The sequence below is a fragment of the Pseudomonas sp. PSKL.D1 genome, assembly GCF_028898945.1.
Taxonomy (GTDB): domain Bacteria; phylum Pseudomonadota; class Gammaproteobacteria; order Pseudomonadales; family Pseudomonadaceae; genus Aquipseudomonas.
This window is the reverse complement of sequence record NZ_CP118607.1, coordinates 4,258,775-4,279,498: the sequence shown is the minus strand read 5'-3', so window position 1 is coordinate 4,279,498 and position 20,724 is coordinate 4,258,775. Positions and strand designations below refer to the sequence as shown.

22 protein-coding genes and 1 tRNA gene are annotated in these 20,724 nt (G+C 63.1%); 9 read left to right on the top strand and 14 right to left on the bottom strand.

All coding sequences use genetic code 11. From position 1 onward, the window contains the following. The first annotated feature begins 333 nt into the window (after window positions 1–333). Window positions 334–1,050, top strand: a complete 717-nt coding sequence (locus PVV54_RS18935) for an amidotransferase (RefSeq protein ID WP_274906708.1) — start codon at window positions 334–336, stop codon at window positions 1,048–1,050. Window positions 1,051–1,084: 34 nt separating this feature from the next. On the opposite strand, the gene PVV54_RS18930 is transcribed toward PVV54_RS18935, so the two are convergent. From PVV54_RS18930 to PVV54_RS18920, 3 genes are all read right to left on the bottom strand, one after another. Then, the gene (locus PVV54_RS18930) at window positions 1,085–2,056 is read right to left on the bottom strand and encodes a magnesium and cobalt transport protein CorA (protein WP_274906707.1); all 972 of its coding nucleotides are present in this window, start codon (window positions 2,054–2,056) and stop codon (window positions 1,085–1,087) included. A gap of 63 nt (window positions 2,057–2,119) precedes the next feature. After that, window positions 2,120–2,839, bottom strand: a complete 720-nt coding sequence (locus PVV54_RS18925) for a lysophospholipid acyltransferase family protein (protein ID WP_274906706.1) — start codon at window positions 2,837–2,839, stop codon at window positions 2,120–2,122. Between the two features lie 181 nt (window positions 2,840–3,020). After that, window positions 3,021–3,710 carry a crotonase/enoyl-CoA hydratase family protein gene (locus PVV54_RS18920; RefSeq protein ID WP_274906705.1) on the bottom strand — a complete coding sequence of 230 codons (690 nt, stop codon included), beginning with the start codon at window positions 3,708–3,710 and terminating at the stop codon, window positions 3,021–3,023. Window positions 3,711–4,000: 290 nt separating this feature from the next. On the opposite strand from PVV54_RS18920, the gene PVV54_RS18915 reads away from it, so the two are divergent. Continuing rightward, a tRNA-Ser gene (locus PVV54_RS18915) sits at window positions 4,001–4,090 on the top strand. A 184-nt stretch (window positions 4,091–4,274) separates the two neighbouring features. Here the strand turns inward: PVV54_RS18915 and PVV54_RS18910 are convergent. From PVV54_RS18910 to PVV54_RS18895, 4 genes are all read right to left on the bottom strand, one after another. Then, window positions 4,275–6,407, bottom strand: coding sequence for a TonB-dependent siderophore receptor (locus PVV54_RS18910; RefSeq protein ID WP_274906704.1), 2,133 nt, complete (start codon window positions 6,405–6,407; stop codon window positions 4,275–4,277). Between the two features lie 69 nt (window positions 6,408–6,476). Further along, window positions 6,477–6,863 (bottom strand): hypothetical protein, encoded by a 387-nt coding sequence (locus PVV54_RS18905; protein WP_274906703.1) that lies wholly within the window; start codon window positions 6,861–6,863, stop codon window positions 6,477–6,479. Window positions 6,864–6,927: 64 nt separating this feature from the next. Beyond that, complete coding sequence (locus PVV54_RS18900) at window positions 6,928–8,127, bottom strand: MFS transporter (protein ID WP_274906702.1); 1,200 nt, start codon at window positions 8,125–8,127, stop codon at window positions 6,928–6,930. A 125-nt stretch (window positions 8,128–8,252) separates the two neighbouring features. Beyond that, window positions 8,253–9,002 (bottom strand): 3-oxoacyl-ACP reductase family protein, encoded by a 750-nt coding sequence (locus PVV54_RS18895; protein ID WP_274906701.1) that lies wholly within the window; start codon window positions 9,000–9,002, stop codon window positions 8,253–8,255. A 117-nt stretch (window positions 9,003–9,119) separates the two neighbouring features. Here PVV54_RS18895 and PVV54_RS18890 point away from each other — a divergent pair, with 117 nt between their 5' ends. Next, window positions 9,120–10,058, top strand: coding sequence for a LysR family transcriptional regulator (locus PVV54_RS18890; protein WP_274906700.1), 939 nt, complete (start codon window positions 9,120–9,122; stop codon window positions 10,056–10,058). 91 nt (window positions 10,059–10,149) lie between these two features. Here PVV54_RS18890 and PVV54_RS18885 read toward each other — a convergent pair whose 3' ends face one another. Beyond that, window positions 10,150–10,620, bottom strand: a complete 471-nt coding sequence (locus tag PVV54_RS18885) for a GreA/GreB family elongation factor (RefSeq protein WP_274906699.1) — start codon at window positions 10,618–10,620, stop codon at window positions 10,150–10,152. A gap of 2 nt (window positions 10,621–10,622) precedes the next feature. Continuing rightward, complete coding sequence (locus PVV54_RS18880; protein ID WP_274906698.1) at window positions 10,623–11,015, bottom strand: hypothetical protein; 393 nt, start codon at window positions 11,013–11,015, stop codon at window positions 10,623–10,625. Between the two features lie 130 nt (window positions 11,016–11,145). Here PVV54_RS18880 and earP point away from each other — a divergent pair, with 130 nt between their 5' ends. Together earP and efp are read left to right on the top strand one after the other, a co-directional pair. Then, complete coding sequence (earP, locus tag PVV54_RS18875; RefSeq protein ID WP_274906697.1) at window positions 11,146–12,279, top strand: elongation factor P maturation arginine rhamnosyltransferase EarP; 1,134 nt, start codon at window positions 11,146–11,148, stop codon at window positions 12,277–12,279. A 48-nt stretch (window positions 12,280–12,327) separates the two neighbouring features. Continuing rightward, window positions 12,328–12,897 (top strand): elongation factor P, encoded by a 570-nt coding sequence (gene efp / locus PVV54_RS18870; protein ID WP_274906696.1) that lies wholly within the window; start codon window positions 12,328–12,330, stop codon window positions 12,895–12,897. Between the two features lie 69 nt (window positions 12,898–12,966). Here the strand turns inward: efp and PVV54_RS18865 are convergent, their stop codons facing one another. The 3 genes from PVV54_RS18865 to PVV54_RS18855 all read right to left on the bottom strand — a co-directional run bounded on the left by PVV54_RS18865 (window position 12,967) and on the right by PVV54_RS18855 (window position 14,991). After that, window positions 12,967–13,395 (bottom strand): organic hydroperoxide resistance protein, encoded by a 429-nt coding sequence (locus PVV54_RS18865; protein ID WP_011532840.1) that lies wholly within the window; start codon window positions 13,393–13,395, stop codon window positions 12,967–12,969. 128 nt (window positions 13,396–13,523) lie between these two features. Then, complete coding sequence (locus PVV54_RS18860) at window positions 13,524–13,979, bottom strand: MarR family winged helix-turn-helix transcriptional regulator (protein ID WP_274906695.1); 456 nt, start codon at window positions 13,977–13,979, stop codon at window positions 13,524–13,526. Between the two features lie 55 nt (window positions 13,980–14,034). Then, the gene (locus PVV54_RS18855) at window positions 14,035–14,991 is read right to left on the bottom strand and encodes a LysR family transcriptional regulator (RefSeq protein ID WP_274906694.1); all 957 of its coding nucleotides are present in this window, start codon (window positions 14,989–14,991) and stop codon (window positions 14,035–14,037) included. Between the two features lie 113 nt (window positions 14,992–15,104). Here PVV54_RS18855 and PVV54_RS18850 point away from each other — a divergent pair, with 113 nt between their 5' ends. Further along, complete coding sequence (locus PVV54_RS18850) at window positions 15,105–15,854, top strand: sulfite exporter TauE/SafE family protein (RefSeq protein ID WP_274906693.1); 750 nt, start codon at window positions 15,105–15,107, stop codon at window positions 15,852–15,854. A 159-nt stretch (window positions 15,855–16,013) separates the two neighbouring features. Here the strand turns inward: PVV54_RS18850 and PVV54_RS18845 are convergent, their stop codons facing one another. Further along, window positions 16,014–16,865, bottom strand: a complete 852-nt coding sequence (locus PVV54_RS18845; protein WP_274906692.1) for a LysR substrate-binding domain-containing protein — start codon at window positions 16,863–16,865, stop codon at window positions 16,014–16,016. Between the two features lie 96 nt (window positions 16,866–16,961). Here PVV54_RS18845 and PVV54_RS18840 point away from each other — a divergent pair, with 96 nt between their 5' ends. Both PVV54_RS18840 and PVV54_RS18835 read left to right on the top strand, forming a co-directional pair. Next, on the top strand, window positions 16,962–17,180 hold the full coding sequence (locus PVV54_RS18840) for a DUF1127 domain-containing protein (protein WP_274906691.1): 219 nt from the start codon (window positions 16,962–16,964) through the stop codon (window positions 17,178–17,180). A 127-nt stretch (window positions 17,181–17,307) separates the two neighbouring features. Next, the gene (locus PVV54_RS18835; protein WP_274906690.1) at window positions 17,308–18,522 is read left to right on the top strand and encodes a winged helix-turn-helix domain-containing protein; all 1,215 of its coding nucleotides are present in this window, start codon (window positions 17,308–17,310) and stop codon (window positions 18,520–18,522) included. On the opposite strand, the gene PVV54_RS18830 is transcribed toward PVV54_RS18835, so the two are convergent. Next, window positions 18,503–19,849, bottom strand: a complete 1,347-nt coding sequence (locus PVV54_RS18830; protein ID WP_274906689.1) for a class II 3-deoxy-7-phosphoheptulonate synthase — start codon at window positions 19,847–19,849, stop codon at window positions 18,503–18,505. The two genes, PVV54_RS18835 and PVV54_RS18830, sit on opposite strands and share 20 nt — an antisense overlap. Window positions 19,850–19,968: 119 nt before the next feature. Here PVV54_RS18830 and PVV54_RS18825 point away from each other — a divergent pair, with 119 nt between their 5' ends. Beyond that, window positions 19,969–20,724: a spermidine synthase gene (locus PVV54_RS18825; RefSeq protein ID WP_274906688.1), complete on the top strand. Its 756-nt coding sequence runs from the start codon at window positions 19,969–19,971 to the stop codon at window positions 20,722–20,724.

Genomic DNA, 20,724 nt, shown 5'->3' with positions numbered 1-20,724 from the left:
CCCGTTGGCTTCCCTGTCGCGTTTCGGGTCGATCACAGTGGTACCTGTTACTGGTTGTTGTGATTGCCTCTTGTTAGTGCGTATACAACCAACAGTAGGGGGTGCGTCATCACTGTTTCAGAACGCTTTCTTCTATGCATGTAACAAATTCCGTGTTTTCGGCTATGAGGCCATGGGCCATTAGATTCGCAACCGCTTCCTAGACCGCTTTGTGTTTACAGGGCGCAGTCCGACAAAATGTGACCGTTCGTCAGTGCAGCCTACTTGCTTGTACGTGGCTTTCGCGTCAGTCTCTACATCAGATTTCCACCCATGTCGTTCAGGACTATCCCTATGTCGTTACGCATCTGCATCCTTGAAACCGATGTCCTGCGACCGGAGTTGACCGCGCAGTACCAGGGCTACGGGAGGATGTTCGAGCAGCTCTTCTCGCGTCAGCCGATCGCAGCTGAATTTCGTGTGTACAACGTCATGAACGGCGACTACCCCCCGGATGGCGAGCGTTTCGATGCGTACCTGGTCACCGGCAGCAAGGCGGACTCGTTTGGCACCGACCCCTGGATTCAGACGCTGAAGGCCTACTTGCTCAAACTTTACGAGCGTGGCGAAAAGCTGCTGGGCGTGTGTTTCGGCCATCAGTTGCTGGCGCTGACCCTGGGCGGCAAAGCAGAACGGGCCGACAAGGGCTGGGGCGTGGGCATCCACCGCTACTCGCTGGCGGCGCATGCGCCGTGGATGGACCCTGAAGTGTCCGAGCTGACCTTGCTGATCAGCCATCAGGACCAGGTGACCGCGTTGCCGGAGGGGGCCACGGTGATCGCCTCCAGCGACTTCTGCCCGAATGCGGCGTACCACATTCGCGACCAGGTGCTGTGTTTCCAGGGCCACCCGGAGTTCGTGCATGAGTATTCGCGGGCGCTGCTGGATGCGCGCCAAGAGTTCTTGGGGGATGAGGTGTACCACAAGGCCGTCGCCAGCCTGGCCAGTGAGCACCAGGGGGATTTGGTGGGCGAGTGGATGATGCGGTTTATCCAGCAACCGGCGGCGTGATTACCCCGGGGCCTGCGCAGCAGGCCCCGGCATTCTAAAGCCAACCCGACCTCTTGAAGCTGGCAAACAACCCCGCACACCCCAACCCAATCACCCCCAGCACCGCAAAATACCCGTAGTGCCAGGTCAATTCCGGCATGTTCTGGAAGTTCATCCCGTAAACCCCCGCAATCGCCGTAGGGAGCGCCAGGATCGCCGCCCACGCAGCAAATTTGCGCTGCACGATGCTTTGCCGTGACGACTCCAGCAGCATGCCGATTTCGATGGTCTGGCTGGCGATGTCGCGAATGCCTGCCAGGTCTTCCATTTGCCGCGTCACGTGGATTTGCACGTCACGAAAGTAAGGGCGCATGTTCTTGTCGATGAACGGGAAGCTCAGGCGTTGCAGCTCTTCGCTGACCTCCTGCATCGGTGCCACGTAGCGGCGCAAGCGCAGGATGTCGCGGCGCAGGCTGTGCAGCCGACGGATGTCTTCGTCCTGCAGCGAACCGCCCAGCACGCTCTGCTCCAGCTCTTCGATTTCGCCATGAATCGCCTCGCTGACCGGCTGGTAGTTTTCGGTCACGAAATCCAGCAGCGCATACAGCACGAAATCTTCGCCATGCTCCAACAGCAGCGGCCGCGCTTCGCAGCGCTGGCGCACCAATGCATAGGATTTGGAATGGCCATTGCGGCAGGTGATGATGTAGCCGTTGCCGGCAAAGATGTGGGTTTCGATGAACTCCAGCTTGCCCTCGTGGCGCACCGGCGAATACGTGACGATGAACAGCGCGTCACCGAAGGTTTCCAGCTTGGGCCGGCTGTGCTTCTCCAGCGCGTCTTCGATGGCCAGCTCGTGCAGGTTGAACTGGCACTGCAGGTTGGCCAGTTCCTCGGCGTTGGGCTCTTCCAGGCCGATCCACACGAAATGCCCCGGCTTGCGCGCCCATTCGCTGCCTTCATCGATGCTGATGTTGGTAACTTTTCTGCCTGCGGCATACACCGCTGATGCCACGACTCGACCCATGGTTATCCACTTGTTCGGTTGTACACGGGTTACAGCTTGGGCGGTCAACGGCGTGAGGGCAACCTATGGAGTGGGCAATTCATGTTCCATGCGGTCGATGCAATGCTGCATCTGCGTGCGGCATTGCTCGATCAGTGCCGGCAGGTCTTGCAGGCTCAGGCCGGTGGTGGCAATAGGTGGCAGCGAGCGCACGATCACCGTGCGCTGGCGCCAGCTGTTCAGGCTCAGGCGGTGGGTGTAGCGGCTGACGCACACCGGCACGATCGGTACCCCGGCTTCGATGGCCATGTGGAACGCACCTTTCTTGAACGGCAGCAGTTGCTCCGAGGGGTTGCGCGTGCCTTCCGGGAAAATCCAGATCGAGGTGTCGGCCTGCAGCGTGCGGGTGGTTTGCTGCATGGCCCTGCGCGCCTGGTAGGCATTCTGGCGGTCGATCAGCACGTTGCCACCCAGCCAGAACAGCTGCCCGAACAGCGGGATCCAGCCCAGGCTCTTTTTGCCGATCGCCACGGTGCGTTGCGGCACCACGCGGCCGAGGATGAACAGGTCGAAGTTGGACTGGTGGTTGGCGACGATCACGCAGCCCGGGGGCTGGTCGGCCAGCGGGCCGACTTCAGCCTTGACCTTGATGCGCATCAGCCAGGTGGCCGGCAGGCTGTAGAGGCGGGCAAAAATGCGGCTATTGTCACGGTTGAAAGGGCGCAGCAGGCCGATCAGCAGGCCAAAGGCGCTTGCCAGCAAGAAGTGCAGGGCCAGCAGGAGCATGCGAAGCGAGTAAAGCATGGTACGACTCACACCAGACAGTCGCGGCGCAGTGTACGGCTGTGCACTGTGTGGGGCAAACCATTGGGCGCCGCTTGCGCGGCGCATCGCGGATAAATCCGCTCCTACAGGTGATGCACTGCCCTTGTAGGAGCGGATTCATCCGCGATGCGCCGCGCAAGCGGCGCTCTACGATCCAGAATCAACCCATATGCCCCTGATCCAGCACAATCGCCTCTTCCAGCTTGTCCAGCAGGCCTTTGCGCACTTTAAGCTTGGTGTTCTTGTGCGCCAGCATGTTCAGCTTTTTCAATTCGCGCGCAGCCGCCAGGGCAGCTTCGTGCAGTTGTTCGGCCGGGACCACCTTGTCGAGGAAGCCAGCCTCAAGCGCACCGTGCGGGTCGAACACCTCGGCATTGTTCACCGAACGCTGGAATGCAGCGCGGGTGAGGCGGTCGCGGGCCAGTTCGATACCGGCGTGGTGCATGGTCATGCCGATCTGCACTTCATTCAGGCAGATTTTGTACGGCCCCTCGACGCCGATGCGGTAGTCCGCCGACAGCAGCAGGAAGGCCCCTTTGGCCACGGCGTTGCCCGGGCAGGCGACGATCACCGGGAACGGGTGCGAGAGCAGGCGGCGGGCCAGGGTTGAACCGGCGGTGACCAGGCTGACTGCTTCTTTGGGCCCGGCGGTCATCACCTTGAGGTCGTACCCGCCGGAGAGGATGCCCGGCTGGCCGGTGATGATCACCACCGCGCGCTCTTGCGCTGCACGGTCGAGGGCGGCATTGAAGGCGGTGATCACGTCGGGCGAGATGGCGTTGACCTTGCCGTTATTGAGGGTCAGGGTGGCGATGCCGTCTTCGGCGTGGTAGGTGATGAGCTCGCTCATGACAGAGTCCTTTGGGTGGCGTGGCGATGACGTTACCCAGCGCGGCAGGCCAGGTAAAGCAGCAAGGCTGACCAGCCAGTCAGCGGGCGGGCGCCATGCCTTGCATTGTCGGGGCAGGGGGGCTGGGGCCGGTAAAAGCGAAGTAGAGATTGGCAGCATTGCCCTGCTAACCCCGGATTTTCAGTGGGTTGGCATAAATACATGAAAAAACTGAAAAAAATGCTTGCCAAGGAAAAGGTCTTCTACTAAATTAGCGCGCCTCGACAGGCTGAACAGCTTGAAGAGAAAACGGTGAAGTGTCCGAGTGGTCGAAGGAGCACGCCTGGAAAGTGTGTATACGAGAAATCGTATCAAGGGTTCAAATCCCTTCTTCACCGCCACATTCCGAAAAGCCCCTGTGCTGAAAAGCGCAGGGGCTTTTTGCTTTTGAGTGGCTTCAAATCTTGCAGGCTACGCTGGCCATTGTAGGAGCGGATTTATCCGCGATCACCGGCAAAGCCGGTGCCAAGCACCGCACCGGCTGGTTCGCGGATAAATCCGCTCCTACAGAGTGCGGTGAACGGCTTAGAAACTCACCGAAGCCGACAACCGCGCCGTACGCGGCGCGCCCTGGAACAGGTAATTGTCGCCCAGGTAATCCCCCACATCCCGCCAGTAGCGCTTGTCGAAGACGTTGTCCACGGTCAGACGCAGTACGGTGTCGTAACCGCCAATGCGCGTGCGGTAACGGCTGCCGATATCGAACACGGTATAACCACCCACCTCTACGTTGCCCGACTGGCTCGCGTACTTGCTGGCGCTGTAACGCGCGCCGCCCAGCAGCGCCAGGCCTGGCACCGGCAAGCTGTAGTCGGCGTAAAGCGCTGCGCGCAGCCGTGGCACGTTGATGGCCTGGTGGTCTTCATAGGCGTCGGTGCCACTGTTTTTCACCCGGGCACGTATTGCCGCTGCGCTGGCCTGCAACTGCAGGTTGGAGGTCACCTGGCCGCTGGCACCCAGCTCCAGGCCGATGTTCTTTTGCTGGCCCTGCTGCACGTAGGTGAAGGTGCCATCGTCTTCGGGGCGTGCGTACTGGTACGCCTGGCGGATCTGGAACAGTGCGGCGCTGAAGCTCATGCCTTGCCAATCGCGTTTGATGCCGAGTTCCAGTTGGTGTGACAGGGTGGGGGCGAGGATTTCGGCCGCGTTGTTGGCGTACCACGGGGCCGTGCCCCCGGCCGACAGGCCTTTGGCATAGCTGGCGTACAGCGTGGTGTCGGTGCGCGGTTTGTAGATGAGCGCGGCATTGGGCAGCAGCTGGTACTGGCGGGTGTGGCGCCCGGCAAGGCCGGTTTCATCCCAGGTTTGCTCGTCCAGGCGCACTTCGCGGGCGCCAAGCACGGTTTGCCATTGCTCGTTGAAGGTGATGCGGTCGCTGATGAACAGGCCGTACTGGCGGCTGTCGAGGCGGCGTTCGCTGGCGTCGATCGCTTTGTCCGAAGGCTCCAGCGCCGGTGCGCCGGTGTAGATGTTGCCGGTGCCCAGCCACTCGTTGTAGTAGGGCCGCTGGTCGAGGGTGCGGCGTTGGGCGCTGGCGCCTACCGTCAGGTCGTGGCCTACGCCCAGGGCGTCAATGTGGCCATCAAGCATGGCTTGGGCTTCGTCGGTGCGGCGGGTGTCGTCGGGGCTGCGGAAGTCGTAGATGTCGTAGTCGCCGTTGCTGCCGAAGTAGGCGCCTTCGCTGGAGCCCCAGGCAAAGGCGCTGTAGTCGTCGATCACCACTTGGCTGCGCGAGGCGCTCAAGGTGCCGGTCCAGCTGTCGTTGAAGCGGTAGGCGAAGCGCCCGCCCAGGTTCAGCGCGTCGGTTTGCACGGGCTTGGCCCAGCTTTGGTAGGCCAGCCGGTCATCCGGGTCGATGCCGTGGGGCACCTGGCTGCCGCCGAGCAGCTGATAGCCGGGCACCGAGCGCTGTTCGCGGTGCTGGTATTCGGCATCCAGTTGCAGGGTGGCGTCGGGGCTGATCTGCCAGTCGAAGGCCAGCGAGGCGAAATCGCGTTTGCCGTCGGCGTGGTCGACGTAGGAGCGGATGTCCTCATGGGCCAGGTTCACGCGCAGGCCAAACTGCCGTTCGCTGCCGAACCAGCCGCCCAGGTCGGTGGCCAGGTAGCGCTCGCCTTGTTCGTTGGTGGCCAGTGTGACGCTATGTACGTCCTCTGCGCGCTTGGTTACATAGTTGATCAGCCCGCCGGGCTCCGATACGCCGCTTTGCAATCCGGCCAGGCCCTTGAGCAGTTCGACCTGCTGTTTGTTCTCCAGCGCCACGTTCTGTTCGCCGGCAATGGTCTGGCCATTGATGCGGTAGCTGCTGGCGGCGTTGAGCTCGAAGCCGCGCACATTGAAGTTTTCGTAATAGCCGATGGGGGCATAGCTTTCGCCAACCGAGGCGTCGCTTTGCAGCACTTCGCTGAGCAGGCGCACCTGGCGGTCTTCAAGCAGGGGCTGGCTGAACACGCTGATGGACGCCGGGGTGTCGAGCAGCGGCGCGGGCTGGAAGCCGCCTACCGCAGCCTCACGCGCCAGGTAACCCTCGGTGTTGTAGGTGTCGTTGATCTGCACCGGCGCCAGCGAGATGCTGTCTTCAGCCGGGCTGTGGGCGCTGTGCAGGGCCAGGCCCAGGCTGAGCAGGCTCAGGGGCAGGCGGGGGTGGGGCAGGGGCATGCTGGGGTCCTTGGGCACGCCCGTACCGCCCCGCGATGGGGCGGTAAGGGCCGACAAAAAGGCGCCAGTCTACCCTCTGTCCGTGTTCCCCGGATGCTTATGTTGCCGCCAGCTGTCATCAATTTTCGACCAGGTCTTGCCGTCAGTGATGGCCATCAGCTTGCGGCCATCTTTGAACGTAGCCAGGAAGGTTGCTTCCTCTTCCTTGCCGCCCAGCCAAAGCCCGGCCAGCAAACCGAAGGGCCCGGCCACCAGGGCGCCGGCCACGCCCCAGCCAAGCGCGCTGCCCAGGTTGCGGCTGGATTCCAGGCTGGCCAGCTGCAGGTCGGTGATGCGGGCAAGGGAAATCCGCTCGCCGGGCGAAGGGCTGCGGGGGGTCTTGAGTGTGAGCGATCCATTGCGAAACTCGCCTTCACCTTGCAAGAAATCGCCGGATTGCACCGTGAGTCTTGTCATCGAGTCGTCCTGTCGAAGAAGGGCATTGGTCAGCGCCTACTGAGCGCCGCTGGGGGCGGGCAAGTCAACGAGCAGGCGACGGAGGGTATGTGGTGAACGGTCGCGATCGGCTGGCCAGCCCCCAAACCACCAGCGCCAACATGCCGATCATCAAGCCCGCCACCACGATGCCCATCCAGCCCTGATGCTGGAACAATTGCGTGCCCAGCAACGAGCCTAGCGCACCGCCGATGAAGTAGCAGGTGATGTAACCGGCATTCAGGCGTGTACGGGCTTCAGGGCGCAGGGCAATCACCGCGTTCTGGTTGCTCACATGCACCAGTTGCACGGCCAGGTCCAGCACCAGCACGCCTGCCAGCAACGCTGGCAGCGAGGTTTCGGCAAAACCCAGGGGCACCCAGGCCAGCAGCAGGGCGACCAGGCCCACGGTTGTGCCCAGCGGGCCTTTGCCACGGTCTGCCAGGCGCCCGGCCCAGTTTGCCGACAGCGCGCCCGCCGCCCCGGCCAAGCCAAACAGGCCGATAACTGCGTCGGAATAGTGGTAAGGCTCGCGTGCCAGCAAGAAGGCCAGTGGGGTCCAGAACAGCCCGAACAGGCTGAATGCCAGCAGGCCGAGCAGCGAGCGCAGGCGCAACACGGGCTCTTCGATGAACAGGCGGAACACCGAGCCGATCAGCGCCGGGTATTGCATGCCGGCATGGCTGTGGTGCTTGGGCAGGTTGCGGTACAGGGCGAGGGCGGTCAGGGCCATCAGGATGGCAGCCAGCACATAGATAGCGCGCCAGCCGCCGAGTTCGGCCATGAAGCCTGCGGCGGTGCGTGCCAGCAGAATGCCCAGCAGCAGGCCGCTCATGAGGGTGCCTACCGCCCGGCCACGTTGATGCGGCTCGCTCAGCGAGGCCGCCATGGGCACCAGAATTTGCGCCACCACCGAGAACACGCCAGTGAGCGTGGTGCCCAGAATCAGCCAGGGCAGGCTGGGGGCGCAGGCGCTGATGATCAGGCCCAGGGTGGCGATGGCCGACATTACAACGATCAAGCGGCGTTGTTCGAACAGGTCGCCCAGCGGGGCCAGCAACAGCAGGCCGGCGCCGTAGCTGAGCTGGGCGGCAATCACGATGGCGCCGGCGCTGGCGGTGGTAAGGCCGAATTGCTCGGCGATGCTGTGCAGCAGGGGCTGGGCGTAATAGTTGCTGGCCACGGCCAGGCCGGTGGCGGCGGCCATCAGCAGGATCAGGGCGCGGCTTAGGGTGGGGGTGGTCATTTACAGTCCTTGGCAGTGGGGGCAGCCTGTACGGGCCCTATCGCGGATAAATCCGCTCCTACAGGATTTGTGTAGGAGCGGATTTATCCGCGATAGGGCCGCAACAGGCCGAAACAATACGTGAATCAGGCCGCAAACCCACCATCGGCGGTCAGGCTGGCCCCGGTGATGTACCCCGCCTCAGGCCCGGCCAGGTACGCCACGAAGCTGGCAATTTCATCCGCCTGCCCATACCGCCCGATGGCCATCAGCGGAATCAGGCTTTCGGCAAATTCGCCGCTGGCCGGGTTCATGTCGGTGTCCACCGGCCCTGGCTGCACGTTGTTCACGGTGATGCCCTGTGGCCCCAGGTCGCGCGCCATGCCACGGGTCAGGCCAACCAGTGCCGACTTGCTCATGGCGTACGGGGCACCCCCGGCAAACGGCATGCGTTCGGCATTGGTGCTGCCAATGTTGATGATGCGCCCGCCCTTGCCCATGTAACGGGCGGCGGCCTGGCTGGCGACGAACACGCTGCGCACGTTAACGGCCAGAATGCGGTCGAAGTCTGCCAGGTCGAACTCGGCCACCGGTGCCACGGCCAGAACGCCGGCATTGTTGACGAGGATGTCGAGGCGGCCGAAGGCCTTCACGGTGTCATCCACGGCCAGTTGCACGGCGGTGGCTTCTGCGCTGTCGGCGCGCAGGGCAAGGGCGTGGCCACCGGCGGCTTTCACCTCTTCGGCCAGCGCTTCGGCCGGGCCTGCGGAGCTGACGTAGGTAAAGGCCACTTTCGCGCCTTCTTGCGCCAGGCGCCGTACGATCGCAGCCCCAATGCCACGGGAACCGCCCTGTACGAGCGCGACTTTGCCTTCGAGAGTAAGTTGCTTGGACATGCTGATCTCCTGCTGGAAGCAAGGCCAAATGCCTTGGATGGGCGCAGTATCGGCCGTTGATTACCTGCTGATAAGATGGCAATCACTATCAGCAGAGTGAACTATTGGTTGTGAATCATGGCCACCGAATCGTTCAACGCCCTTGAGTGTTTTATCCGCAGCGCCGAAGTCGGCAGCTTTGCCGAAGCCGCCCGGCGCCTGAGCCTGACCCCAGCCGCAGTGGGCAAGCATGTGGCCCAACTGGAAGCGCGCCTTGGGGTAAGGCTGTTCCAGCGTAGTACGCGCAAGCTCACCTTGACTGAAGCGGGGCAGCGTTTTCTGGGCGAGGTGAGTGACAGCTTTCGCACCATCCAGTACGCAGTCGCCAACCTGGCCAGCGCCGAAGGGCAGCCGGCGGGGTTGCTACGCGTAAGCATGGGCACGGTGTTCGGGCGGCTGTATGTGCTGCCGTTGCTGGCTGAGTTTTTGCGACGTTACCCGGCCATTACGCCGGACTGGCACTTTGATAACCGCCAGGTGGACCTGATCGGCCAAGGCTTCGATGCGGCCATTGGGGGTGGTTTCGAGCTGCCGCTCGGGGTGGTGGCGCGCAAGCTTACGGTGGCGCACCGGGTGTTGGTGGCAGCGCCGGGTTACCTGCAGCGGCATGCGCCGATTGAGGGCCCAGAGGCGCTGCAGCGCCATGACGGGATTCTGATCCGCTCGCCGCAAACCGGGCGAGTGCGCTCGTGGCCGTTGACCAGCCGCTGGCAGGCGCAGCAACCGCTGGTGTTGCGCCAGGCAATGACCATGAGCGATTCCGACGCCGCCTGCGCGGTGGCCCAGCAGGGCTTGGGCATTGCCTTGGTGAGCTTGCCGTTTGCCGTGCCCTATCTGGAAGCGGGGCACCTGCAGCGGGTGTTGCCGGACTGGTATGTGGATGATGGGCACATCAGCCTGTATTACGCCGAGCACAAACTGTTGCCGGGCAAGACCCGGGCGTTTATTGATTTTGTGGTGGAGCAGTTTGCAGAGCGGGGGCTGGCGCGGCGGTTTGATGCGTTGGCTGGGGGGTAGAGGTTGCCTGAGAGGGCCTCTCGCGGATAAATCCGCTCCTACAGGTTATCCGCATAACCTGTAGGAGCGGATTTATCCGCGAGAGGCCCTCTCAGGCAACCTCGATCACAAAGAGCACCTGCGCCCCCAGCTTCACCTCATCATCGACCTTCTTGCCAAGCAGCTGCTGGCCCAGTGGCGACCTGGGCGTGATCACGGTCACCAGCCCATCGCCCTCGCCAACCTTCAAGCCGGCCGCCTCAGGCCCCAGAAACAGCCGCCGCTGCCCACCGTCCTCATCCTCAAGCGTCACCAGGTTGCTCACCTGCACCCCGCGCGCCGGGTCGTAATCGCGTAGCAAAAGCTGCTGGTAGGTCAGCAGCGCCTGGCGAATCTCCGCCGTGCGCCTGGCCTGGCCAGTTGCCAGGTACGATGCCTCAAGGCCTAGCGTGTCGTACTTGTTCTCGGCAATGTTCTCTTCGGCGGTGGCGGCTTCGTAGGCGGTCTGGGCGGCGCGGCGCAGCACCTCCATGTCGGCTTCCAGCGTGGTGACAATGCGGCGCAGCAGGTCGGTCTTGTTCATGGTCAGTAGCAAAATTCCAGCACGTTGGCCTGGCTCTTGTCGGTAGGGGCGGTGCGGTTTTGCGACAGCCAGAACTGGCATTTGGGGCTGTTCAGGTTACGGGGGTTGCCCTGGGCGGCGTCGGCGGCCTGTTGGGCTTCCTGTTTGTGCAAAATCGCTTTGTACCGCTCAAACATCTCGGCCTGCGCATCGGTGGGTGGCGCCGGTGCGGCGGGCGGCTGGGTGATGGCCGGTGCCACAGCCTGGGCCACCGGTTGCACCTGCTCGGGCCACAGGCGCAGTGCCAGCCACAGGCTCAAGGCAATCGCCACTGCGCCCAACCACAGGCCAAAGGCCACGCAGAGGATCAACTGCAGCGGTTTGAGGGTGATCTTCAATTCACGGTGGCGGGGCATGGCAGCCTCCTGGCAGGGTGGGGCGAGGGGGCATTGTCGCATGGCACCGGGCAGATTTTCAGCGTAGGTGCTTTTGTCGGCGACAATTAATGCGCACAATTCGCGGTTTTTCGCGGGCAAGGTGAGGCGTATGAAAGCCACCTGGGACATCTTCTGTACCGTCGTCGACAACTATGGCGACATCGGCGTGACCTGGCGCCTGGCCCGTCAGCTGGTGGCCGAGCATGGCCTGGCGGTGCGCCTGTGGGTGGATGACCTGCATGCCTTTGTGCGCCTGTGCCCCGGTGCCGATGCTTCGGCCGCCCGGCAGTGGCAACAGGGCGTCGATGTGCGCCACTGGCCGGCCAACTGGCAACCGGTGGAGCCAGGCGACCTGGTGATCGGCGCGTTTGCCTGCCAACTGCCGGCGGCCTATGTCGACGCCATGCGTGCCCGTGCAACCGCGCCGCTTTGGCTGAACCTCGACTACCTCAGTGCCGAAGACTGGGTTGAAGGTTGCCATGGCCTGCCATCGCCGCAGCCCAATGGCCTGCGCAAGGTATTTTTCTTCCCGGGGTTCACTGAAAAAACCGGTGGGCTTTTGCGCGAGGCGTCGTTGCTGCCACAGCGTCAGGCGTTTCAACAATGCCGGCAGGCCCGCGCCGATTTTTTGCAGGGCCTTGGCGTTCACCCCGTGCCCGATGCGCAGCTGATATCGCTGTTTGCCTACGAAAACCCGCAGTTGGGCAGCTGGCTGGATGCGTTGGCGGCCGATACCTGCCCCATCCACTTGCTGGTGCCGCAGGGGCGCATTCTTGCCGACCTGGGGGCTTGGCTGGGCGAGGCGGCGTTGAGCGTGGGGGATGTGTACCAGCGGGGCACGCTGACGGTGCAGGTACTGCCGTTCGTCAGCCAGGACGATTACGACCGCCTGCTGTGGAGCTGTGATTTCAACGCGGTGCGGGGTGAAGATTCATTTGTCCGCGCCCAGTGGGCAGCGCAGCCCATGCTGTGGCATATCTACATCCAGGATGAAAATGCCCACTGGGAAAAGCTCGAAGCGTTCCTCAGCCATTATCGACAGGGCCTGTCGGACGACGCCGCAGAGGCGATGCTGGCTTTGTGGCGTGCCTGGAACATGAACCTGGACATGTGCCAGGCCTGGCAAGGGGCCCGTAAACATTGGGCGCAACTGCAGCAGCATGCCGAAGATTGGGCTGCCCGGCAGGCCGCTCGGCCGGACCTTGCCAAGGCGCTAGTACACTTTTACCGAAATTCGCTATGATACGCGGCCTCGATTTTTATAAATCCATCCAGATTCGGATACTTCGTAATGAAAACTGGTAAAGAACTGAAACCCGGTACCGTACTGCGGATCGACAATGACCCGTGGCTGGTTCAGAAAGCCGAGTTCACCAAGTCGGGTCGCAACAGCGCGATCATGAAGACCAAGCTGAAAAACCTGCTGACCGGCTACAAGACCGAAACCGTTTACGGTGCGGACGACAAGCTGGACGACGTGATCCTGGATCGCAAAGAAGCGACCCTGTCGTTCATCAGCGGTGACTCGTACACCTTCATGGACACCACCGACTACACCATGTACGAACTGAACGCCGAAGACATCGACGCCGTTCTGCCGTACATCGAAGAAGGCATGGAAGACATCTGCGAAGCCGTCTTCTTCGAAGGCCGCCTGGTATCGGTTGAACTGCCGACCACCATCAGCCGTCAGGTTGTCTACACCGAGAACGCTGCGCGCGGCGACACCTCGGGCAAGGTCATGAAGCCTGCCAAACTGAAGAACGGTACCGAGATTTCGGTTGCCGACTTCATCCAGATCGACGAGTGGATCGACATCGACACTCGCGACAACACCTTCAAGGGCCGTTCCAAGAAGTAATTCTTCTTGTGATGCGCACAAAAAACCCGGCCTTGGCCGGGTTTTTTTATGCCTGTTGAATGCCGTGCCTTACACGGTCACATGCAACCGCACATCCACGTTGCCGCGGGTGGCGTTGGAGTACGGGCAAACCTTGTGTGCCTTTTCCACCAGCCCTTCGGCGTCTGCCTGGGCCAGGCCTGGCAGGTTGATGTGCAGGTCGATGTCCAGGCCGAAACCACCCGGGATCTGGCCAATGCCCACCTTGGCGGTGATCGACGCGTCGGCGGGCAGGGCTTTTTTCTCCTGGCCGGCCACGAACTTCAGTGCGCCGATGAAGCAGGCCGAGTAACCGGCGGCGAACATTTGTTCAGGGTTGGTGCCTTCACCACCAGCGCCGCCCAGTTCCTTAGGGGTGCTCAGCTTGACTTCCAGCTTGCCGTCGCTGGAGCGGGACTTGCCGTCGCGGCCGCCAGTGGAGGTGGCTTCTGCGATGTACAGGGGAGTGACCTTTTGCATGATGAACCTCGCGATTGTGCTGTGCGCCTGTGGCGCGGTGGATGTGGGATTTAAATTAGCGCTCAATTAGTTTGCGCGCAAGATAAATTTTCACCGCTCGTCCGAACGGGCATCTCACAGCGTAGCCATCAGAGGTTTTTTTGCAGGTTGTCGCGCAGGTTCAGCAGGTCGGTTTGCAGTTTTTGCAGTTGCGACAGGTCCATGCCACTGGCCTTGAGGATGCATTGCGGCACCTCTCTGGCCTGTTGCTGCAGGGTGCGACCCTTTTCGGTCAGCTGCACGAGCACCACCCGTTCGTCTTCGCGGCTGCGGTTGCGCTTGAGCAGGCCTTCGCTTTCCAGGCGCTTGAGCAGCGGGGTGAGCGAGCCGGGGTCGGTGAGCAGGTGCTGACTGATTTCGCCCACGGTCAGGCCGTCACGCTCCCACAGCACGAGCATGGCCAGGTATTGCGGGTAGGTCAGGCCGAGGGCCTGCAGCAGGGGTTTGTAGACCTTGGTCATCAGCAACGAGGTCGAGTGCAGGGCAAAGCAGACCTGGTTGTCCAGCAGCAGCTCGTCGCAGGAGGCTTGGGTGTTGGCGTTCATGCAGGTCCTTGAATATCGGTGATGAAGAAATTTAGCACGCTGATGGTTGGCGCGCTCATTGCCAGCGCAGCTCGCTGCGCAGCGCCAGGTCCCAAGGTGGGATGGGGCTGAAGCGGCTCTTGAGGAATTCGAGCAGCAAGCGGCTGCGAGAGTTCGTTTCATGTGACAGGCGCAGTGCATAAATACCACTGCTTTCTGGCTGCGGCAGGCCGTGGTCGCAAAACAGCGGTACCAGTTCGCCGCGCAGCAGGTAGTCGCTGATCAGCCAGGTAGGCAGGTGGGCGATCCCCAGGCCGGCCAAGGCACCGAACAGCAGCGTTTCGGCGTTGTTGGCGGCCATGCGCATGCGTGACGGGCGGTACAGGCGGGGTTGGCCGGCCACTTCGAAGCGCCAGGCGAAAGGCGGGGCGAGGCCGTCCCAGTCCAGGCCGTCGTGGCCGGGCAGCTCGCTCGGGCACGTGGGCATGCCGCGGCTGGCCAGGTACGCGGGGCTGGCGCAGGCGATGCGAACCATGTACGCCAGCGGCGTTGCGACCAGGCGGGTGTCGGCCAGGGGGCCGGCGCGCAGCACCAGGTCGACCTCGCCCAGGTGGCTACCGTGCAGGTCGACAAAGCTGTCGATCAGCCGCAAGTGCACGTCCAGCCCAGGGTAGGCCACCAAAAAATCGGCGATGGCCGGTGCCAGGTGGCGGCGGCCGAAGGCAGCGGGCGCATCGATGCGAATCAGCCCTTCAGGCGCGCTGCTCAGCGACACCGCCTCGGCCCGTGCCAGGCGCAGTTCTTCGATGATGCGCCGTGCGCGCTCGGCAAAGGCGTTGCCTGCGGGCGTGGCGCGCACGGCATGAGTGCTGCGGGTGAAGAGGCGGCTACCCACGGCGCTTTCGAGGTTGTCGATGCGCCGTGCCACAGCGGACGGCGTCAGTGGGTGGCGGCGGGCGGCGGCGGAGAAACTGCCGGTTTCCAGCACATCGAGAAACAGGCTGAGTTGATCAGTAAGAATGTCGGGGCTCATGGCGGCTTTGCTTTTGCGGAAAACGCACAGCCATTGTGCGTTGCTGTGCGTTTCCCCGCCAGCCTTCAATCGTTAGCATGCTCGGATTGTTAACGCAGGCGGATGAGGCCCTGATGATCGAGTGGTTGTTGTATATCGTGCTGGGCGCCGCGTTGGGCACCATGGGAGGGCTGTTTGGCATCGGTGGCGGGTTGATTGCGATCCCGGCACTGGGTGTGTTGTTCGGGCTGGATCAGCAGTTGGCACAAGGCACGGCCTTGGTGATGGTGGTGCCGAACGTGCTGCTGGCGCTGTGGCGCTATCACCAGCGCAACCGCATCGAACTGCGCCACGCGTTGCCGCTGTCGCTGTGCAGCCTGCTGTTTGCCTGGCTGGGGTCGATCTGGGCGGTGGGCATCGATGCGCAGTCCATGCGCCTGGGGTTTGTCGGGTTTCTGGTGGCGCTGGCCATCTGGAACGTGGCGCGCATGTTCCTCAAGGTGTCACCGCCTAGCGCCGAACTGCGTTATCCGTGGCCATGGTTGGGTGTGCTGGGCGGGTTTGCCGGCACCATGGGCGGGTTGTTCGGAGTTGGCGGGGCGGTAGTGGCCACGCCGATTCTGACCAGCGTGTTCGGCACCACGCAGGTGGTGGCGCAGGGGCTGTCGCTGGCCTTGGCGGCGCCGAGTACGGCGGTGACGTTGCTCACCTATGGCGTGCACCACAGTGTTGACTGGAGCGTGGGCATACCTCTGGCCGTAGGTGGCCTGCTGAGCATCAGCTGGGGTGTGAAATTGGCCCATGCCCTGCCGGAAAAAGTACTGCGGGCGATGTTCTGTGTGTTTCTGGTGGTGTGTGCGGTGATGCTGGGGTTTGAGCTTTAGAAACCTGGGGCCGCGCTGCGGCCCTTTCGCGACACGAGGCCGCTCCCACAGTGGTGGAGCAACTGTCTTGCATAAAACCTCAAAGCTGGCGCGATCACTGTGGGAGCGGCCTTGCCGGGGCGCCGGACCGGTCGGAAAAGGGCGGACAGCGCTCTCAGCTCACTTGAACCCCTCCACGATGTAGCCCGCCATGCAGTCGGTAATCGGCGATTGCTGCTGGTCATTGCGCAATAGCATCACATTGGCCACTGGCAGCTGCGGCAGCCCTTCGTTCTTGCTGACGATACGCAGGTTGCTGGTCAGCACGCTCTGCAACTGCGCCGTCACCGCCAGCCCCGCGCTGACGATGGCAAAGATCGCCGCCAGGCTTGGGCTGGTGTAGGCAATGCGGTAGTCGATGCCCTGTGCTTCAAGGGCATTGCAGGCCCAGGCGCGGCAGAAGCACTCCGTATTGAACAACGCCAGCGGCACAGGCCGTTGCTCCTGGGGGCAGAACCCCTCTGCAGCGGCCCACACCAGCCGCTCCTGGCGCAGCAACTGGCCGACCTCGTTGCCCGGCTCACGGGTGACGATGGTCAGGTCCAGGTCCGTGCGCATCATCAGTTGTTTGGACGAGTCACAATGCACCTCCACCTGCACCAACGGGTAGGCCTGGGCAAAGCTCGACAGAATGGTCGGCAGGTAGCGCATGGCGTAGTCGTCTGGCGTGCCGATGCGCACCATGCCGACCATATGCGGCATGCGCAACGTATTGAACACCTCGCCATGCAGCTTGAGGATGCGCCGGGCGTAACCGAGCAACACCTGGCCCTCGGCGGTCAGGCGCACCTGGCGCCCGTCGCGCTCGAACAGCTGACGCTGCAGGATGTCTTCCTCCAGCCGTTTCATCTGCATGCTCACCGCCGATTGGGTGCGATTCACTACTTCCCCGGCGCGGGTGAAACCGCCCTGTTCGGCAATGGCGACGAAGGTGCGCAGCACGTCGGCATCAAGGCTCTGGTACTGGGACATTGCATCAATCTCCGAGATGCATGGCATCAGAAACATTCGTTGGATTGATCTTAAGCCTGGCGGGACACTGGAGCCATCAACACGGAGGGCTTCACGATGAAAGGTCATATCAGCAGCATCCAGCAACCTGCCATTTCACTGAACCAGCTGTGGCACGCTGCCATCGAACGGCCAGTGCGCTGGTACGAACTGTACCGCCAGCGCCAGGAACTGGCCCGCCTTAGTGATGCGACATTGCACGACCTGGGGTTGAGTAGGGCGGATATCCAGCAAGAGGCCGAGCGGCATTTTTGGGATGATCCGTTGCGTAAATGAGCTAGGTTAGTGTGTGGATCTGCCGGCCCCATCGCGGCTGAAGCCGCTCCTACAGGTGATCGTGTACCCCTGTAGGAGCGGCTTCAGCCGCGATGAGGCCAGATCAACCCATACAAGGAGACCAGGCTTGCCCCTCAAGTTATCCATCACCCAGGCCCGTCGCCTGGCCTTGTCCGCTCAAGGATTTGGCAAGCAAACCCAATCTCACCCGACCCTGTCCGCAGTCAAACGCACGCTGCAACGCCTGGGGGTGGTACAGATCGATTCGGTCAACGCCGTGGTGCGCTCCCACTACCTGCCGCTGTTCTCCCGCCTGGGCCATTACGACCCTGCCACCCTCGACCAGCTGGCATGGGGGCGACGGCGCCAGCTGTTCGAGTACTGGGGCCACGAAGCTTCGCTGCTGCCACTTAACCTCTACCCACTGCTGCGCTGGCGCATGGCCCACGCCGCCGACGGCCGTGGCATCTACCGCCAGCTCGCACAGTTTGGCCGCGAGCGCCCGGATGTCATCGCCCGCGTGCTGGCGGCCGTGCGCGAGCAAGGCGCATTGGGCGCTGGTAGCTTGTCCACGCGCCAGGAGCGGGCCGGCCCCTGGTGGGACTGGAGCGAGGAAAAGCACGCCCTGGAATGGCTGTTTGCCGCCGGGGAGGTCACGGTGGCCGGGCGGCGCGGCTTTGAGCGCCTTTACGACGTGCCGGAAAAGGTGTTGCCACGCGCCATCCTTGATCAGCCCCGGCCAAGCGAAGCTGAAGCCCAACAGGGGCTGATGCTGCATGCCGCTACCGCCTTGGGCGTGGCTACGGAACGTGACCTGCGCGACTACTTTCGCCTGGAGCCGGCGCAGGGCAGGGCGGCGCTGGCCGAGCTGGTGGCAGATGGCCGTGTGCAGGTGGCACAGGTGCAAGGCTGGAAGCAGCCCGCCTACTGCGTTGGCACGCCGCGCATCCCTCGGCGTATCGAGGCCAGTGCGCTGTTGTCGCCGTTCGACTCACTGGTGTGGGAGCGCGATCGAACCGAGCGGCTGTTCGACTTTCACTACCGCCTGGAAATCTACACCCCCGCCCACAAGCGGGTGTATGGCTACTACGTGCTGCCATTTCTCTACAACGAACGCATCGCTGCCCGGCTGGACCTGCGCGCTGAGCGCGCCCAAGGGCAATTGGCGGTTCATGCGGTGCATGCCGAAGCGCAGCCACTGGATGAAGCGGGCTATCACGCCCTGGCCGTCAACCTGCTGCGCCTGGCCGGGTGGCTGGGGCTTGAACGGGTGCAACTGAACTGCCCCCGCGAAGAGGGCAGCCAGCTGCGCCGGGCATTGCTCAGCGCCGCACTTGTTTGAGGGTTTCGGCGATCAGGAAGGCCAGCTCCAGCGACTGATCAGCGTTCATGCGGGGGTCGCAATGGGTGTGGTAGCGGTCGGACAGGGCGTCCTCGGTAATCGGCCGGGCGCCGCCGATGCATTCGGTGACATTCTGCCCGGTCATTTCGATGTGGATGCCGCCGGCGTGGCTGCCTTCGGCCTGGTGCACCTGGAAGAACTGCTTTACCTCATCAAGGATTTGCGCGAAGTCGCGGGTCTTGTAGCCGCTGCTGGCCTTGATGGTGTTGCCGTGCATCGGGTCGGAGCTCCACAGCACCTTGCGCCCCTCGCGCTCCACGGTACGGATCAGCCCCGGCAGATGGGCACCGACCTTGCCGGCACCCATGCGCACGATCAGGTTCAGGCGGCCCGGGTCGTTGGCGGGGTTGAGGGTGTCGATCAGGCGGATCAACTCTTCGGGGTTCATGCTTGGGCCGACCTTGACGCCGATCGGGTTGTGCACACCGCGCAGGAACTCGACGTGGGCACCGTCGAGCTGGCGGGTGCGGTCGCCGATCCACAGCATGTGCGCCGAGCAGTCGTAGTAATCGCCGGTCAGGCTGTCCTGGCGCACGAAGGCTTCTTCATAGTTGAGCAGCAGGGCTTCGTGAGCGGTAAAGAAGCTTGTTTCGCGCAGTTGCGGGGCGCTGTCCAGGCCGCAGGCACGCATGAACGCCAGGGTCTCGTCGATGCGGTTGGCCAACTGGTGGTACTTGTCGGCCAGCGCGGAGTTGGCGATGAAGTCCAGGTTCCATTTGTGCACCTGATGCAGGTCGGCAAAGCCGCCTTGGGCAAAGGCGCGCAGCAAGTTGAGGCTGGCGGTGGCCTGGTGGTAGGCCTGCAGCAGGCGGTCCGGGTCGGGTATGCGGCTTTTTTCGTCAAAGCCGATGCCGTTGACGATATCGCCCCGGTAGGCGGGCAGGGTGACGTTGCCGATGGTTTCGTCGCCTGAAGAGCGCGGCTTGGCGAACTGCCCGGCCATGCGCCCGACCTTGACCACCGGGCAGCCGGCGGCAAAGGTCATGACGATGGCCATTTGCAGCAGCACCTTGAAGGTGTCGCGGATTTTCGCGGCGGAGAACTCGGCAAAGCTTTCGGCGCAGTCGCCACCCTGCAGCAAAAAGGCGCGGCCCTCGGTGACCTCGGCAAACTGCCGGCGCAACTCGCGCGCTTCCCCGGCGAACACCAGCGGCGGGTAGCTGGCCAGGGTCTGCTCGACCTTCAGCAGGTGCGCGGCGTCGGGGTAGGTCGGTTGCTGCTGGATCGGCAGGGCACGCCAGCTGTCAGGGCTCCACGGTCGGTTCATCACAGGCTCGGTATTGTTGGGGTTTGGGCTGCCTGTCATGGTATCAGGTGGCGCCGCGCTTGTTGCATCGGGGGTGTTGGCGGACAATGCGCGTTTTTGCGCGGGCAGGTGGCAGGTACATGGCGACGGAGCGGGAAGAGCGGCTGTTGGCCCGGGTCGAGGACGCCTTTGGCGTGATCAGCGTGTACGAGGTGGAGGATTACCGCTTCCTCGAGTTCGGTGATGCCATCGAGCAGAGCTGCGTGTTCACCGCAGACCCCAGCTGGCTGGAATACGACTACACGCGCGCCATGCTGGTGGGCGCGCTGTGCCATGCGCAGCCTGAAAGTGCGCTGTTCCTGGGGCTGGGGGCCGGCACACTGACCCAGGCGTGCATGAAGTTCTTGCCGCTGGATGACATCGAAGCCATCGAGTTGCGCCCGGACGTGCCGCGCCTGGCCATGCAATACCTGGGGCTGGACGACGACCCGCGGCTTTATGTGCGTGTAGGTGATGCCATTGAACTGTTGCCCACCGCTGAAAGGGCCGACTTGCTGTTTGTTGACCTGTACACCGACCATGGGCCCGGGGTGGCGCACCTGGCGTGGAACTTCCTGGACAACTGCCAGAAGCAGCTCAACCCTGGTGGCTGGCTGGTGATCAACCAGTGGGCCACCGATGACGGCAAACCGCTGGGGGCGGCGCTGTTGCGCGGGTTGTACCACCGGCATTACTGGGAGTTGCCGGTGAAGGAGGGCAATGTGATCCTGCTGGTGCCGGCGGACCTGGATCAGGTGCTGGACGTGGATGGCTTGCGGGCACGGGCCGAGGCGTTGGCGCCGCGTTTGGGTTACAGCCTTGAAGGGTTGATCGGGCAGATTCGGCCAGCGACTTGA